Genomic DNA, 14,611 nt, shown 5'->3' on the forward strand with positions numbered 1-14,611 from the left:
TCGCCCCGGACTTGATCCGGGGCCCGCTTCGAGCTGAAGTACCGGGGAGAAAGCGGGCTTCCGCGTCAAGCCGAGGGCGATGAAGTGGTTATTTCGTTTACGTGAGGACGTCAGGCGTGCAGCGGACGCTGCACGCCGGTGTTGCGCGACAGGATCGCGCGGGCGTCGCCGGGCGAGCGGACCTCACCGTGCGGCCCACCGGCTGCGGCGATGACACGGTCGAGCAACTCCAGCCCCTCCGGCCATTGTCCGAGCCCGCTGGCGGCGTTGAGGTGACCATGGGCGCCGTAATCGATGAAATGGCTGCCCCAGTCGACCGCCATGCTGTGCGCGCGTTCGATGGATGCCCATGGATCGTCGCTTGAGCCGACGAGGATCGACGGGAAGGGTAAGGCGATCTTGGGGGCGGGCGCGAACGGCGCGAGTTCCGGTGCCACCGCGGCGCGGTCGACATCGGCCGGTGCGACCAGCAACGCACCCGCGACCGGCCAGCCGTAGGGCTGCGGGCTCATCGACGCCCACCATGCGATCGCGACACAGCCGAGGCTGTGCCCGACGAGGATCACCGGCGCGCGCGCCGCGGCCACTGCCTGATCGATCTTCGTCACCCAGCTGTTGCGGTGCGGGCGGTCCCACATGCCGAGGTCGATTCGCGCGGTGTCGGGCCGGCTCCGCTCCCACAAGGTCTGCCAATGCGCCGGCCCCGATCCGCCGAGTCCGGGGACGGTCAGCACGGTCGGCTGGACCGACAGATCGTAGTTGGCATGTCCCATGACGTACCTCCTGTTGCGTGCCATCAAGGCGAGGCCGCGGCTCAGTGCAGGGGTCGGGCGACCGCGGCCTCGATAACGGACATAATCCCTAGTAAGTCGATGGGCAATCGTGCAGCGCAGCAATCGGCACGGGGCGAGCGACTGGCGCGACGGAGCGTTGCCGATGCTTGCGGCGCGGCGCGGCGCGCGCGATAGCGAGGGCATGGCAGCACCTACCAAACAGCGGGTCGATCAGTTGCTGGTCGATCGCGGCCTCGTCGAGTCGCGCACCCGCGCGCAGGCGTTGGTGATGGCCGGGCTGGTATTCGCGGGCGACCGCAAGATCGAGAAGCCGGGGCAGCCGGTCGCGATCGATGCCACGCTCGACGTGCGCGGCCGCGATCATCCGTGGGTGTCGCGCGGCGGGATCAAGCTGGCGCATGGGCTCGACCATTTCGGCTGGGATGTGCGCGATGCGATCGCGATCGACGTCGGATCGTCGACCGGCGGCTTCACCGACGTGCTGCTGACGCGCGGCGCGGCACGTGTCTATGCGGTCGACAGCGGCACCAACCAGCTCGCGTGGAAGCTGCGACAGGACGCGCGCGTCATCGTCCACGAACAGACCAGCGCCCGCATCCTCACCGCCGCGCACATTCCGGAGCCGATCGATCTGGTCGTGTGCGACGCCAGCTTCATCGGGCTTGCCAAGGTGCTGGAGGTGCCGCTCGGCTTCGTCCGCGACGGCGGGCGCGCCCTGGTACTGGTCAAGCCGCAGTTTGAGGCGGGGCGCACCGAGGTGGGAAAGGGCGGGGTGGTCCGCGATCCCGCGGTCCATGCGCGCGTCTGTGGCGAGGTGTCGGACTGGTTCGTCGCGGGCGGCTGGCGGGTCGAGGGCGTCGCCCAAAGCCCGATCACTGGTCCGGAGGGCAATGTCGAATTCCTGCTGGCGGCGCAGTGCGGATGAACCGGTCGCGCTATGATGCGCTTTGCGGCAGGTCGGTGTGGAGCCGCGTGACGGAGGAGTGAGCATGGGCGAGCTGGCATCGAAAGAGCAATTGCGCGGATCGCTGCTTCGCTATGCGGCGGTCGCGGTGCCGGCGGTGCTGCTGCTCGGGTTCCTTTCCGGACGCACCGTCCCGTCGGGCGATCAGAACGGCTGGTATGCGGTGCTCGCCAAGCCCGAGCTGACGCCGCCGGGCTGGGCGTTCCCGGTCGTCTGGTCGGTGCTGTACGTGATGCTGGGACTGGCGCTGGCGCTCGTGCTGAGCGCGCGCGGCGCGCGGCTGCGCGGGCTCGGCATTGCCCTGTTCGTCGCGCAACTGGCCGGGAATCTCGCCTGGACTCCATTGTTCTTCGGGGCGCACCGCATTGCGGCGGCGTTCCTGTTGATCGTCGCGATCCTCGGCCTGTCGATCCTCACCACGATCGTCTTCGCGCAGATCCGCCGTCCCGCGGCATGGCTGATGGTGCCTTATATGACGTGGCTGTGCGTCGCCGGCGCGCTCAACTGGCAGATCGGCCGGCTCAACCCGGATGCGGAACGGGTTGTGCAAGCGCCCGCGGCATCCCAAGTGATCCGCTGACCTTTTGCTCTCGCAGGACGATTCGCCATGCAATCCGAAAACCCTCTGTTCGGTGACGTCGCCAAGCTGTTCAACGGCGCCGCCGGAACGATCGCCGGCATGGGCCGCGAGGCCGAGGCCAATGCCCGCGCCCGCGCCCGCGAATGGATCGGCGGGCTGGACTTCGTCGCACGCGAGGAGTTCGAGGCGGTGAAGGCGATGGCCGTGGCCGCGCGTGACGAGAATGACGCACTTCGCGCACGGATCGATAAGCTCGAAGCCGCGCTCGCTGCGCGCCCCATCGTCTGACGCGACGCTCGCCGAAGCTGCTGCCGGGGATGACGCGCGACCACGGTCGTGCGATAAGATCATGATGCTTGACGAAGCCGACCAATATTCCGAGCCCGAGGCGCCGCTCGACATGCTCGAATCCTATTTCCTCGCGCACGGCTGGCCGTGCGAGCGGAACGAGGACGAGATCACCGCGACGGTGAAGGGCAGCTGGACCGAATATGAGCTTCGCGCGCTGTGGCGCGAGGAGGACGGCGTCGTGCAGTTGCTCGCCTTCCCGGACGTCAAGGTCGCCGAGGGGCGACGCGGCAAGATCTACGAGACGCTGGGGCTCATCAACGAGCAATTGTGGCTCGGCCATTTCGAGATGTGGTCGTCGAGCGGCATCCTCCTGTACCGCTGTGCGACCGCGATCGAGACGCGCGAAGGTGAGGCGACGATGTCGCTGACGACGGCCGAGTTGCTGATCGATTCGGCGATCGACGAGTGCGAGCGCTTCTATCCGGTGTTCCAGTTCGTGCTGTGGGGCGGCAAGTCGCCCGCGGAAGCGATCGCCGCGGCGATGGTCGAAACGCAGGGCGAGGCCTGAGGCGCGGATGCGGTTGTGGATGATCGGCTGCGGCAACATGGCCTCGGCGATGTTGCGGCGCTGGCTGGAGAGCGGCGTGGTTGCGGCGACGGACGTCGACGTCGTCAACCGGCACGACCGCGCCTTGCCCGGCGACGTCCGGCAGGCCCGGACGCTGCCCGACGGGCCGGCACCCGACGTGGTGGTGCTGGGGATCAAGCCGCAGCAACTCGACGAGGCTGCCGCGGTGCATCGCGAGCGCGTGCGCGCTGCGCCGCTGCTCGTGTCGATGCTCGCCGGCCCCGATCCTGCGCGATTGTCGACGGCGTTTCCGGGGCCGGTCGCGATCCAGACGATGCCGAACCTGCCGGTCGAGCTGGGGCGGGGGGTCGTCGCGATCCATGCCCCGGACGCGCCGGTTGAGGCGCGCGCAACCGTCGACCGGCTGATGGCGCCGCTCGGGCTGGTCGAGTGGTTCGATGACGCCGCGCGCTTCGCGGCGGCGGGGGCGCTGTCGGGGTGCGGGCCGGCGTTCCTGTTCCGCTTCGTCGATGCGCTGGCCGCGGGCGGGGTCGCGATCGGGCTCGACCCGGCGCAGGCGGCGGCGGTGGCGCTGGCGACCGTCGAGGGCGCGGCGGCGATGGTCGCGGCCAGCGAGCGCAGCCCCGGTGCGCTGGCCGATGCGGTGGCGAGCCCCGGCGGCATGACCCGCGCCGGATTGAACGTACTTGATGAGGCGGCGGGCCTCGTCCCGCTGCTCGAGCGCACGCTCGCCGCTTCCGCGAAGCGCGGCGCTGAAATGGCGAAGGGGTAAGCGCGGCGCGCCGACGTGCCCGGTTTTACCCGGCACCGCGCTTCTTCGTCACGGCCGGGGTGAGCGTGCGATCCCGCAACAAGCCCGGGGTGACGACCGGCCTGATAGCCAAGGCCGTCGCGGGAAAACTACCCGCGCAACCCTTCGACCCGCGCGATCTCGTCATCGGGGATCAGCCCTTCCAGCACCGCCCAGAAACCGGTCACCGCGCCCTGTCCGGCACGCGAATAGGCCGCCGACAATTTCTCGCGCAGCGCCTCGTACAGGCTGCCCTCCAGCTCCACCCCGGCCGGGGTGAGCCGCAACAGCCGCTGCCGCCGGTCGCGGTCGCCCGCGCGCGTCTCGACCAGCCCGCGCTCCATCAATTCGTTGAGCACTCGTCCGAGCGACTGTTTGGTGATCGCCAGCAACGCCAGCAGGTCGCTGACCGGCATGTCGGGCTTGCGCGCAATGAAATAGAGCGCGCGATGGTGCGCCCGCCCCAATCCCTGCCGCGCAAGACCGCGATCGATCGAGCGCGTGATGTGCGCATTGCCGAAATACAGCAGCTCAAGGCCGCGACGAATCTCGGTTTCGCGCAGGAAAAGCGGCGAGGCGGAATGCGTTGAGGCAGCCATGTTGACCCGCTTTGCCATCGGCCCTAGGCCGCTGCAACCCCGGCGCGTCGACCAGCCGTCGCGCGTCTGCGATCTCTGGAGGTCCTGTGAACTTCGCGTTCGAACCGCATCCCTCGCCCGTTTCCGCCAATGAGCGCGCCGCGCGGCTGGTCGATCCCGGATTCGGGCGCGTGTTCACCGATCACATGGCGGTGCTGCATTATTCGGATGGGCGCGGCTGGCACGACGGCCGGATCGCGCAGCGGATGCCGCTGACGATGGATCCCGCTTCATCGGTGCTCCACTACGCACAGGAAATTTTCGAGGGGCTGAAGGCGTATCGGCTCGAGGATGGCGGTCTCGCGCTGTTCCGCCCCGAGGCCAATGCGCGCCGCTTCAACGCCTCGGCGCGGCGCATGGCAATGCCCGATTTGCCCGAGGAGCTGTTCCTCGAGTCGGTCGAGCGGCTGGTGCTGACCGAGCGCGAGTGGATGCCCAGCGTCGAGGGCGGATCGCTGTACCTGCGCCCGTTCATGATCGCCTCGGAGGCGTTCCTCGGCGTCAAGCCGTCCGCCGAATATCTCTACATGGTGCTGGCCTCGTCGGTCGGCGCTTATTGGAAAGGCGGCGCGCGTGCGGTGTCTTTGTGGGTGAGCCACGACTACACCCGCGCGGCACCGGGCGGCACCGGCGCCGCCAAATGCGGTGGTAACTACGCCACCAGCCTGATCGCGCAGCAGGAAGCGATGCGCCGGGGCTATGACCAGGTCGTGTTCCTCGACGCGACGGAGCGCCGCTGGATCGAGGAACTGGGCGGGATGAACATCTTCTTCGTCTTCGAGGACGGGTCGCTGCGCACCCCGCCGCTGACCGGCACGATCCTGCCCGGCATCACGCGCGATTCGATCCTGCAGATCGCGCGCGACCAAGGGCTGGTTGTGCAGGAAGAGCCCTATGCGATCGAGGACTGGCGCGCCGATGCGGCGAGCGGCCGGCTGGTCGAGAGCTTCGCCTGCGGCACCGCCGCGGTGGTGACGCCGATCGGACGTGTCGCCGGCCCGGATTATGAGTTTACGATCGGCAGCGGCGGCACCGGCCAACTCACTGCGCATTTCCTCGAACGGCTGAGCGCGATCCAGCGCGGCCGTGCCGAAGATTCGCACGGCTGGTTGCATCGTATCGGTTGAGCTTTCCCGCGCGCCCGGCTAAGGCGCGCGGCTCGTTGGGGCGTCGCCAAGCGGTAAGGCACCGGTTTTTGGTACCGGCATTCGCAGGTTCGAATCCTGCCGCCCCAGCCAGCACTTAGCTGAGTTATCCACAGGGCGTTCCGCACCCCGTTCCGCACTTTTCATGCCCTCGCCTCGAGTTTCGCGACGGCCGAATCGCTCAGCTTCGCCGTCATGGCCTGGTAGGTGTCGAGCATTCGGTTGACCGTGCTCACGGTCCAACCCAGCATCGCGGCGATCTCGGATGGCGTAGCGCCAGCCTCCGCGAGCTGCGTACAGGTCGTTCCCCGAATATCGTGGAAGTGCAGCCCGTCTCGCCCGGCGGCGAGCACCGCCTTTCGCCACAGGTGATCGAAGTAGATCGCCTGTCCCTTGTCGTTGATGGTCCATGGTAGGTCCTTGTGAGACAGGATCGTGGTGGCCTTCTTCGGCGCGGCATCGAGGACGCGACGGAGGGCCTGTGTCACCGGCATGTCCACCAGCCGCTTGCGCTTGCCTTGGCGGAAGCGCAGGCGCTTTCCGTCGTATGCGGTCCACGGCAATCGCAGGAGGTCGGCCTTGCGCTGACCGGTTCCCAGTGCGAGCTCGAAAGCGAGCAGCAACGCCGGCGGAGCCACCTCGCGGATCGCAGCAATGTCGGGCGGCAGCCACAGTTTCTCGGAGCGATCGGCTCGATAAACCTTCTTCGGCCTGGTCGCGTGGTTGTGCGCAAGGATGCCGCGATCACGCCCCCATTCGATGATGATGCGGAGCACGGCGAAGATCGCGTCGGCCTGGCGCGGCGACGTGGTTGCCATATCGTCGCGCCAATCGAGCAGGCCGCGCCGGATCTTCGGATCCTCGATCACGTCGAGCGGCGCGGTCGCCCACTTCTTCTCGATGATGACGATCGCGCGTGAATAGTCCGACTTCGTGCGCGTCCCGAGCTTCGCCCAGGCGGCGCTCTTTTGATAGCCGGTGATGATCTCCTGGAACGTGCCCGCCACCCGCGCACGTGCCGGCGCGGCGATCGCCTCGTTGTAGGCGCGCATGAACGCCGGCGTGCCAGGACCAAACGGCAGTAATTCGTCGCCGGCGAGCGGCTTGAGCGGGCCGACGCCGCGCATCGTCCAGTAGTAGCGGATCGTCCCGTCCGCCAATTTCTTGCGATGGCGATACAAGCCCCTGAGTTTAACTTGCATGTCCTGCGGTCCATTGCTCGTAGGGTGACAGGCTCGGGCTATTTACTGGCTTTACCAGGCCAGCGCGCTGGTCGAGCACATGGTCGTGCTGCCGACGATCGTAGCGGTTCGTCCCCGGAACTGGCCCGGGCACGATTCCTTTCGCCTGCCACGCATCGTAGGTCGCCGGGCTGATGTGCCCGAGATACGCGCAGATACCTGCCTTGCTTTGCAGGCGAGCATTCGGATCGAAGGGCAACACGTCGGCCGACATTCAGCTATCAGCCGCGATCGGAGGAGGCATGAGCTGGCTGCTCACGCGCGTATTTCCTCGTAGCGAACCCGCGGCGTGCGGACCGGAGGCTCCGTCGGTTGCAGCCGCGCAAGGATACGCGGAGCGCGCGATCGCAGTGTTGCCCCTACCGCGGCAAGGTCAATGACCGTAACGGCCGGCTCCGCCTTAGAACAGGCGGCGTCAAGCTTGTCGATCGCCCATACCTTGCCGGTGCCGTTGCACGCGAGATAGCGGGTCGTCGGGGTGTAGTGCTCGCGGCATAGCGTCCAGGCGTGCCATGCTTTCTCCGTCGCCCACGCCGCTTCATCGTCTAAGGCGAAGAGCATCACGTCGGTGGCGGCCGCGCGCAGTGATGCCGCCGCCGCCTTGATCTTCAGTCCGTGCGCGGTGAGCGTGCGTAGCAGCACGAGGTAGGCGACGCTTTCGAGCGGAAAACCCGCCGCGCCGCCACCAATATCATGACCAATGACCCCGCGCCGGCGCCAGTCCCGTATAAGTACGGGAGCGGCACCGGTAATCGGTTGAAGATCATCCGGCGCGAAGGTGGCGAACGCGAAAGCGATGGATGCTGACGGTGGCATGCGCTCGTGGTGACGCAAGCGTTGGGCAAGTGTCAACGTGCCCGAGCTTGATCCATTGCGACGTGGTGAGACGCGTTGAGACGCGTTGGCACCGGGCGTGACACTAGAATTTATTTCGCCCTCGACTGGCTTCTCTTGGTTTTGCATCATGCCGCATCTCGGCTGTGTAGGTCGGCAGTCTCAACTGCCTTCATCACAATGTCGGCCTGTGCGCGGATCAGGTTCAGCAGCACCTCCGGATAGGTCCAGGCCTCGCTGTCTGCAATCGCGGAGGCCGGCATCCTGTCATCAAATAGTCGGGCGTGAGCGCGAATGCGCGCGAGCTCGTGGTCCACCACGACGGCAAGCACGTCCAAAAACTCGGCGGTCCCTTGCAGGGCGGTGACACGCGCAAAGGTGTCGGCCGGCAGCGTGACCATGCGGAGTGAAGATTGTTCGTTCGTAGGTGCGCAAAAGGGCGCGCCCGTGATAGGGGCGTCAGTAGCCATGATCGTTCCTCCAGAACGGTTGTGGTCAGAGCCGGGCGGGAAGGTGCAAACTTCCCCTCGGCTCGCTTTGGTGGTATCACCGGCGCATCATGATGGCAACTACTGATACCACGAAACGAAAGCGCCCTGCTCAGGCCGGAACTCCGATCATGTTGCGCTTGCAACCCGATCAGCTCGCGGCACTTGACGCGTGGATTGTGCAGCAAGAGCCAAGGCCGTCGAGGCCCGAGGCGATACGCCAGATAATTTCGCGTACACTGACATGATGCCTATCTATCAGCGGATGGGTATAAATGACCCAGTTTGAGCCTGGAAAACTCTTTTGGGGTGTCGTGAGTGCTGCGGTAACACTTGCCTTCTTCAGCAGTCAGCAGCTTCCATATGCAGACGCATCCGACCTTGTGGGCATAGGCGTGCTATACGCTGGCTCCATCATAGCCGTATGGATCGCAAGTGTTTCGGAAGGTTTTGCGGAGAAGATCTTCGTCGCGGCAGCCGTCGTGCTTTTCGGATGGGCCGGTGTGCTGCTTGGTCTACAAGTATCATTTGCTGAGAACGCAAGCCGTACGAACGACAGGCGCTGTCTAACGATACAATCTGATATGCTGAGCGCTCATCCGAGGCTCTTAGACGGGCACGATAAATTTCAAGCTCTAGGCTGTCGCCCACAGGGCGTGGATGACCGGATCATCGTGCCACCTACCGACCGCGAGCGGCTTGCAGGCAAAGCGCTGCCCTGGGGAGGCTACCCTCCACCCGTAAAGTCGACCCAATGATAAGTCGAACAATCGCGCCAGCTATAATTGCGGCTACAGCAGTTCTGGCATTTACTCTTTCACCCCTTCTGAGATTGACCAACCCTGGGCATCTCCTAATTGGAGGCTTGGTGATAGCATGCGGTTTATTGGTTGTTATTCTGACAGAGATTGAAGGTGGCTCGGATCGTCGTTTCTGGCTGGGAGTCGTCATTGTTTCTTTAGGAGTAATAGAGCTTACAGTCGTGGCGGTGCGGGCGCGTGAGGCTTCGGAAGCTAACGATGTTCGATGCATGACGATCCAAAGTGACATGCTAAGCGCTAGACCGCGCATGGCTAATGCTGCTGACGCTTTTCAGGCTTTAGGCTGTCGACCTCAGGGCATAGGGACCCGTATTCTTGTCCCCCCTAGCGACCGCGAGCGAGCTGCGCGGCGGCCGCTGCCTTGGGGCGGCTATCCACCGTCAAGCTGATGGCTGCGCGGTTCGGAGGGGCATATGGAAACTAAGGATATTGCGCAGCTTGCTGTTTCAGGCATTGCGCCCTTTATAGCTGCTGGTGCCGCTCTTTGGATCGCTGCGCTACAACGGCGGGAGCTGATCTCGGTCTTTATCTCGCATGACTACGACCATCAACGCTACGGCGACGTAGACTACTTTGTCGTACATAATCGCTCCACGCAGCCGGTTGCCATCACCTCGATACGCTACCTATCGGGAGTGATATGGCGCGCACCTCAGCAGGGAACGGCACTGGATTATGAAGATCCGACAGACCTGAACTTCCCTTATCTAGTTCAGCCGGGTGTACTTGTGCGCCTTCGCCTAGATTCACATGCGGCGCAGAAGATTGCCTCGCGTTTTGGCCGTAAGCGCCGATGGCTGGCATGGCTTCTCCGAAGATCGCGTTTCCTAGTAGAGTGTCGCTCATCCTCTGGTGCGCGCTACCGCACGAGCGGTGAGCCAATACTACCTTGGGACGATCAACTGCCATGGCGACGCGGACGATAGCGAGGCGCTATGGCGTCTCGCCGACGTCTACCAGCACCCAGCCCCAGCCCCAGCCCTCGCGCACGCTGATCGGCACGTCGCAGAACATCGTCGTGCTCGCGGGCGTCGTGCCGATCGCCGCTGCCAGGGCGTCGCGTAGCTCGGCCGCCACCCATAGTATCATGTCGGCTGCGCCGCTGATCCTGCGCAGCTCGATCGCGGCTTCGATCATCGGCATCAAGTCGCACATCGCGCTGGCGGCGGCGGCCGGCGCGTTCTCGCTGGTTGAAGGCGCGGCCTGCGCGGCGGCGCGCGTCCTGGTCGTGATCGGCGCGAGCGTCCAGGCCATGAACCGACCAAAACGCTCGTGCAGCTTGTTCGCGCAGAACTTGAGCACGATGCGCGTTCGCTCGCCGGCTTGGCTACGCGCGAGGTCGGGGAACGCGACGGCCGCCACCGGCCCCAGCGCCTCGTTGCGACAGACGATCGCGTCGAAAATCTCGGCATAAGTCCGGGGCAGCATCTCGGTCGCCTCACGCATCATGTCGCGGGCGTGCGCAATGGCGTCGTTGCGCGCCATCAGCCGATCGCCAGCGGTCGCCCGATCGGGCGACGGTCCGCCGCCGTCGTACACTGCGGTCAGTCCGGTCGTGTCCCAGGCCAGCGCTGCCGTCTCCGCGTACCACTCGCACGCATCGGCTTCGTGCAGCTCGAGGACGCCGGCGCGCTTCATGCGCTCGATGCGCGTCATCTTCCGGACTGTGAAGTCAGCGGTACGCGGGGCGGTGCCGATCTGTGGCACCTTCACTTTCTCGATCACGGTCGCGTCGCGCTGCGCAGCCGGCACGCCGGTTTGCGCGGCGATCGATTGCAGCTCGGCCGCGTGCTGCTTCGCGCCGCGCGCCAGCGCACGTGCATTGCCGCCGCGCGGCTTCACCTTGACTGCGATCATAGAACCTCCCGGGCAGCGCCGCCGGCGATCGGGAGCGTTCCGGATATGTGCCGGTGACCATCGTCGGCGGACAGTCCGGAATCCGGCACACAAGGTGTCGGCGGGGTTTCGGCTATGTCATCCCGCCGACGACGCGGACATAGACCTGACCCGCGCCGGCGTCACGGCGCGATCAGCTCGCCAACCTTGTCGGGGAATTCGCCCATGAGCCACACGCGCACGCCCCGACGGGTGACTTCCGTCAACTCGACAGCCCCGCCTACGCGAAAAGGCACCTCCTGATCGACGCCAGGCGTAATGGAAAGCTGCGGAGTTGCGCGCTGTGCCGCTACCAGTGCGAACGCGTCTGCCTCGGGATTGAACGTCGCGGCATCGTCCAGCTCGCACTGACGCCCGAGCAGCTCGGACACGTGCACGTGCGTCCCATGCGAGTGGCGCACCTCGGCGACTTGGTAGCTTGACCATCCAGGGCCGATAATCGCTGCCGCAGCGTCGTCGTGAGACGCGATGATGTAACCGACTGCGCGTTTGCGTCGAGCGCACCAAGCCGCCACCTTCAGGATAGCCCAGCCTTCGGCATCGGGTGGGGCCGCAGCGACGGTTTCATCCAACGCCCTTTTCAGGGCAGATTGAAGGCCCGTCACGAGCGTGCGGAGATTGGCCGCATCGAGGTTGTAAAGCGCACGAGCGAGGATCGCGACGTTGACGTTGCCGGTGGCGGCGATCGCGCAGGGAAAGCGGTCGAACGAGATGATCTTGCCGCTGATCTTCTCAATGCGGCCGTCCGGACGGGTGAAAGCGCAATCGCTGATGATGTACGCCGCGCGCCTGGCGGGCTGCACCGCGAGGTTGATCGCGGTCACGCGTGACGCTTCCGAATGCCGGCGGGCACCATCGCAACACCGGCCGTGGCCGACGCGGCCAGCCCGATCGCGGTGAACGTGCTGGCGCTGATGCCGGCGAAACTCGCTGCACCGGCCGCTGACGTCACCCCGATCAAGCTGGCACCGGCGAGCGCGCCGACGCCGGTTGCGGCCAGCGCAACGGCTCCCACGACGAATGCGGCGGTACGAACAGCTTTCATATGCACCTCCTTGAACAAGGCGATGCCGGCGAGGTCCCTTGCTACCTCGCCGGCTTGGGTCGGGGGATCGCAACCCCGCGCGGTCAGGATGTGGATGGCCCGAGCTAGCCAGGGCAGTCCGTTCCGCGTGCTATCTGCCCTTCGCTTCTCGTTAGATCGCCACACCGTTGAGGCGCGCGACCACAGTGGCGTCGCCGGCGGCGGCATCACGCGCCGCCACCGCGACGTAGATGTTGCCGGCCGCCGTCTTGGTCAGGTTCTTGGCGGCGTTGTCCCAGTAGAGCTTGTCGCCAGCGCTGACCGCGCCGGCCGCCTTGGAAAGCGAGAAGACGCCGACTGTCTCGATCGCCGCGACCGTGTTCTGTTCACCACCCTGCGGGGCAACGCCGAACAGCGCCGCCCCGACCTGGACGCCGCCGCCGGGGGCGACCTTGTAGGGGAGCGTGACGTTCACGTTCTCCCCGCCCTTGATGAAATTCCGCATGGCTATCTCCGCTGGGTTACGCCGGCGCTTTGCCGGGGTTCAGATACGCGCCGCGGTGGTCCACCACGCCAGCGCCGAAATCGAGGATCACGCGGAACTCGGTCCCCAGTACGTCCCAGCCCTGGCGCGTCTCCACGATCGGGCCGCCGCCGCCGTTCAGGTACGCGTATTCCAAGACCGGCATCGATGCCGGGTCTGCCCATAGCGACCAAGGGATGCCGGTAATGCGAGGATCGACCAGCGGCGTGAGCTTGCCGATGAACGGGTTCGTGTCGCCGGGAAGCGTGGCGAGGAACTGCGTCATCAATTGCTCAATGGGCGTTTCCAGCGCCGCGCCGGACAAGATGTATTTCGCCGTCGCATTCAGCGGCGTCACGTCATCCGTGTCCTTTTGCGCCCGCATGACCTGACGGCCGGCATCGAGCGAGGCGACGCTCGGTACCGCCGCCGCCGCCGCCGGAGCGAGGTTGCCGTGATCGGCGTGGAACAGCGCCTTTCCATCCGACAGGGTGACGCCCCGATTGTTGTTGGCCGTGAGTAGGCCGGCGAGCAGCTGCGCCTCGGTTTCGGCCGACGCACGCCCCATGGACCGAAGCGGATCGGTGAACGCGCCCAAGTCGTCGTTGATGAGCGCTTGCCGCGACAGTGCAAAGATCTTGGCGAAGGTGGTGACGCTGTAGCTCTCCGCGCCTTCCTTGAAGGTGCCGCGCTCGATCGAGCCGCCCTCGGGCACCTGATCGAGCTTGCCGGCGCCGCTCAGCTTCAGCGCAGTGATCGCGCGGAAGTCGGCGGCGGTCCGGGTGCGCGCCAGCAGCTTGATCGCCGATGCGGCCGCCTCGAATGTGTCCATGAGGTAGCGCGCGCCTGCATTCTGCAACAGGCCGGGAAAGTCGCCGGTGGTCATCGCGCCGCCGCCGGCCGTGTAATCGGCGCGGGGCGAGAATTGCGAGGCAACGTTGAACACCTCGTCGGGACGCATTCGGCGGACGCCGCGCACGCCGCGATGCTCCAGCATCTCGCGCGCCATGTCCGTCATCGTCAGGTTCATCATGGCGACCGCCGCACCCTCGGGTCGCCTGCCGGACATGCGGGCGTAGAGCGCGTCGGCCATCGTCTGCGCGGAGAAGCTGGGATTGTCGAAGGTCTGCGCCTGCGTGCCGTGCGGGGCGTAATTGGTGATGACCGGCGCGGCAGCGGCGATGCGGTCGATCACGGCCGTGCGCACCTGATCGACGGGAAGCCCCTGTGCAAGCAGGTCCAACGCGAAGCCTTCGGGTAGGCGGGCCTGCGCGACGATCTCGCGAACCTGGTTGATGGTCGCCGGCTGCACCTGGTTGACGATCGCCGGCGCGGCCGGGCTGGGGGAGGGCGCCGGAGCCGGGGAGGGCGTCGGCGTGGCAGTCTCGGGAGGCATGCGGTCACCTTTCAAGCGAGCGGGAACATTCAGGAAACCACGGCCGGTCACGTCCGCCATCGCGATCGCCGTGGAAGGGGTGCCGATGCGATCGGCCAGGCCGATGGCCTTGGCTTCGTCGGCGGTGAACCAGGTCTCGGCCGCCATGAGGGCGGCGATGCGCGCAACCGGCTTGCCGGTGCGCCTCGCGTACATGCCGGCGAGCTGCGCGCCGACCTTATCGAGCTTGTCGGCGTCGGCGCGCAGCTCGCGGGCGGTGCCGGCACAATCCGACGATGGATCGTGGATCATCATCATGGCATTTTCGGCCATGACGATCGGGTTGCCGGCGAGCGCGATCACGCTGGCGATGCTGGCAGCGATACCGTCCACATGGACGGTCACCCGGCCGCGATCATAGCGGGTGAGCGCGTCGTGGATCGCCAGCCCTTCAAACACCAGGCCGCCCACGGAGTTGATGCGCACCGCGAGGTCGCCGGATGCGCCCCGGATCAGTGAGGTGACGGTCGCGGCGTCGAGCCGATCGTCAGGGTCGCCGATGATGCCGTAGAGCAGGATTTCCATGCCGCCGGGTGTACCGGGCGGTGATCGACGGCA

The 14,611-nt window shown here is 66.1% G+C and carries 17 protein-coding genes and 1 tRNA gene; 7 read left to right on the forward strand and 11 right to left on the reverse strand.

Features of this window, described 5'->3' with window-relative positions; genetic code table 11:
* Window positions 1–110: 110 nt before the first annotated feature.
* Entirely contained in the window at window positions 111–773 is a 663-nt protein-coding gene (locus tag FHS97_RS12500; protein WP_184038205.1) for an RBBP9/YdeN family alpha/beta hydrolase, read from the reverse strand.
* Between the two features lie 202 nt (window positions 774–975).
* Between FHS97_RS12500 and FHS97_RS12505 the strand changes: the two genes are divergently transcribed.
* The 5 genes from FHS97_RS12505 (at window position 976) to FHS97_RS12525 (ending at window position 3,990) form a co-directional block, all read left to right on the forward strand.
* Window positions 976–1,719 (forward strand): TlyA family RNA methyltransferase, encoded by a 744-nt coding sequence (locus tag FHS97_RS12505; protein ID WP_184038209.1) that lies wholly within the window; start codon window positions 976–978, stop codon window positions 1,717–1,719.
* 64 nt (window positions 1,720–1,783) lie between these two features.
* Complete coding sequence (locus FHS97_RS12510; protein WP_184038212.1) at window positions 1,784–2,338, forward strand: TspO/MBR family protein; 555 nt, start codon at window positions 1,784–1,786, stop codon at window positions 2,336–2,338.
* Window positions 2,339–2,365: 27 nt separating this feature from the next.
* Window positions 2,366–2,626 carry an accessory factor UbiK family protein gene (locus FHS97_RS12515; protein ID WP_184038215.1) on the forward strand — a complete coding sequence of 87 codons (261 nt, stop codon included), beginning with the start codon at window positions 2,366–2,368 and terminating at the stop codon, window positions 2,624–2,626.
* Between the two features lie 61 nt (window positions 2,627–2,687).
* Window positions 2,688–3,197, forward strand: coding sequence for a type III secretion system chaperone family protein (locus FHS97_RS12520; RefSeq protein ID WP_184038218.1), 510 nt, complete (start codon window positions 2,688–2,690; stop codon window positions 3,195–3,197).
* A 7-nt stretch (window positions 3,198–3,204) separates the two neighbouring features.
* Entirely contained in the window at window positions 3,205–3,990 is a 786-nt protein-coding gene (locus FHS97_RS12525; RefSeq protein WP_184038221.1) for a pyrroline-5-carboxylate reductase family protein, read from the forward strand.
* A gap of 128 nt (window positions 3,991–4,118) precedes the next feature.
* Here the strand turns inward: FHS97_RS12525 and FHS97_RS12530 are convergent, their stop codons facing one another.
* A complete protein-coding gene (locus FHS97_RS12530) occupies window positions 4,119–4,607 on the reverse strand; it encodes a MarR family transcriptional regulator (protein ID WP_246346644.1) in 489 nt (162 codons plus the stop codon).
* Window positions 4,608–4,693: 86 nt separating this feature from the next.
* Here FHS97_RS12530 and FHS97_RS12535 point away from each other — a divergent pair, with 86 nt between their 5' ends.
* Together FHS97_RS12535 and FHS97_RS12540 are read left to right on the forward strand one after the other, a co-directional pair.
* Window positions 4,694–5,773: a branched-chain amino acid aminotransferase gene (locus tag FHS97_RS12535; RefSeq protein WP_343053445.1), complete on the forward strand. Its 1,080-nt coding sequence runs from the start codon at window positions 4,694–4,696 to the stop codon at window positions 5,771–5,773.
* Between the two features lie 36 nt (window positions 5,774–5,809).
* Window positions 5,810–5,884: transfer RNA gene (locus FHS97_RS12540), tRNA-Gln, on the forward strand.
* 50 nt (window positions 5,885–5,934) lie between these two features.
* Here FHS97_RS12540 and FHS97_RS12545 read toward each other — a convergent pair.
* The 9 genes from FHS97_RS12545 to FHS97_RS12585 form a co-directional block, all read right to left on the reverse strand.
* A complete protein-coding gene (locus FHS97_RS12545; RefSeq protein ID WP_184038228.1) occupies window positions 5,935–6,993 on the reverse strand; it encodes a tyrosine-type recombinase/integrase in 1,059 nt (352 codons plus the stop codon).
* Entirely contained in the window at window positions 6,983–7,246 is a 264-nt protein-coding gene (locus FHS97_RS12550) for a hypothetical protein (RefSeq protein ID WP_221233286.1), read from the reverse strand. The genes FHS97_RS12545 and FHS97_RS12550 overlap by 11 nt, the downstream gene beginning before the upstream one ends.
* A 41-nt stretch (window positions 7,247–7,287) precedes the next feature.
* Window positions 7,288–7,884, reverse strand: coding sequence for a hypothetical protein (locus FHS97_RS12555; protein WP_184038232.1), 597 nt, complete (start codon window positions 7,882–7,884; stop codon window positions 7,288–7,290).
* Window positions 7,885–7,994: 110 nt separating this feature from the next.
* Window positions 7,995–8,336 carry a hypothetical protein gene (locus FHS97_RS12560; protein ID WP_184038235.1) on the reverse strand — a complete coding sequence of 114 codons (342 nt, stop codon included), beginning with the start codon at window positions 8,334–8,336 and terminating at the stop codon, window positions 7,995–7,997.
* 1,772 nt (window positions 8,337–10,108) lie between these two features.
* Window positions 10,109–11,017 carry a hypothetical protein gene (locus tag FHS97_RS12565; RefSeq protein ID WP_184038238.1) on the reverse strand — a complete coding sequence of 303 codons (909 nt, stop codon included), beginning with the start codon at window positions 11,015–11,017 and terminating at the stop codon, window positions 10,109–10,111.
* Window positions 11,018–11,193: 176 nt separating this feature from the next.
* Complete coding sequence (locus FHS97_RS12570; protein ID WP_184038241.1) at window positions 11,194–11,895, reverse strand: hypothetical protein; 702 nt, start codon at window positions 11,893–11,895, stop codon at window positions 11,194–11,196.
* On the reverse strand, window positions 11,892–12,134 hold the full coding sequence (locus FHS97_RS12575; protein WP_184038244.1) for a hypothetical protein: 243 nt from the start codon (window positions 12,132–12,134) through the stop codon (window positions 11,892–11,894). Before FHS97_RS12575 ends, FHS97_RS12570 begins: the two co-directional genes overlap by 4 nt.
* A 133-nt stretch (window positions 12,135–12,267) precedes the next feature.
* Complete coding sequence (locus FHS97_RS12580; protein ID WP_184038247.1) at window positions 12,268–12,600, reverse strand: DUF2190 family protein; 333 nt, start codon at window positions 12,598–12,600, stop codon at window positions 12,268–12,270.
* Window positions 12,601–12,616: 16 nt separating this feature from the next.
* Window positions 12,617–14,578, reverse strand: a complete 1,962-nt coding sequence (locus tag FHS97_RS12585) for a head maturation protease, ClpP-related (RefSeq protein WP_184038252.1) — start codon at window positions 14,576–14,578, stop codon at window positions 12,617–12,619.
* Window positions 14,579–14,611 lie beyond the last annotated feature (33 nt).

It is taken from the genome of Sphingomonas endophytica, assembly GCF_014199415.1.
Lineage (GTDB): Bacteria > Pseudomonadota > Alphaproteobacteria > Sphingomonadales > Sphingomonadaceae > Sphingomonas > Sphingomonas endophytica.

What these genes read in the sequence shown, in the direction of transcription:
- FHS97_RS12500 (WP_184038205.1), bottom strand. Translation starts at nt 773, where the DNA reads ATGGGACATGCCAACTACGATCTGTCGGTCCAGCCGACCGTGCTGACC.
- FHS97_RS12505 (WP_184038209.1), top strand. Translation starts at nt 976, where the DNA reads ATGGCAGCACCTACCAAACAGCGGGTCGATCAGTTGCTGGTCGATCGC.
- FHS97_RS12510 (WP_184038212.1), top strand. Translation starts at nt 1,784, where the DNA reads ATGGGCGAGCTGGCATCGAAAGAGCAATTGCGCGGATCGCTGCTTCGC.
- FHS97_RS12515 (WP_184038215.1), top strand. Translation starts at nt 2,366, where the DNA reads ATGCAATCCGAAAACCCTCTGTTCGGTGACGTCGCCAAGCTGTTCAAC.
- FHS97_RS12520 (WP_184038218.1), top strand. Translation starts at nt 2,688, where the DNA reads ATGATGCTTGACGAAGCCGACCAATATTCCGAGCCCGAGGCGCCGCTC.
- FHS97_RS12525 (WP_184038221.1), top strand. Translation starts at nt 3,205, where the DNA reads ATGCGGTTGTGGATGATCGGCTGCGGCAACATGGCCTCGGCGATGTTG.
- FHS97_RS12530 (WP_246346644.1), bottom strand. Translation starts at nt 4,607, where the DNA reads ATGGCTGCCTCAACGCATTCCGCCTCGCCGCTTTTCCTGCGCGAAACC.
- FHS97_RS12545 (WP_184038228.1), bottom strand. Translation starts at nt 6,993, where the DNA reads ATGCAAGTTAAACTCAGGGGCTTGTATCGCCATCGCAAGAAATTGGCG.
- FHS97_RS12550 (WP_221233286.1), bottom strand. Translation starts at nt 7,246, where the DNA reads ATGTCGGCCGACGTGTTGCCCTTCGATCCGAATGCTCGCCTGCAAAGC.
- FHS97_RS12560 (WP_184038235.1), bottom strand. Translation starts at nt 8,336, where the DNA reads ATGGCTACTGACGCCCCTATCACGGGCGCGCCCTTTTGCGCACCTACG.
- FHS97_RS12580 (WP_184038247.1), bottom strand. Translation starts at nt 12,600, where the DNA reads ATGCGGAATTTCATCAAGGGCGGGGAGAACGTGAACGTCACGCTCCCC.
- FHS97_RS12585 (WP_184038252.1), bottom strand. Translation starts at nt 14,578, where the DNA reads ATGGAAATCCTGCTCTACGGCATCATCGGCGACCCTGACGATCGGCTC.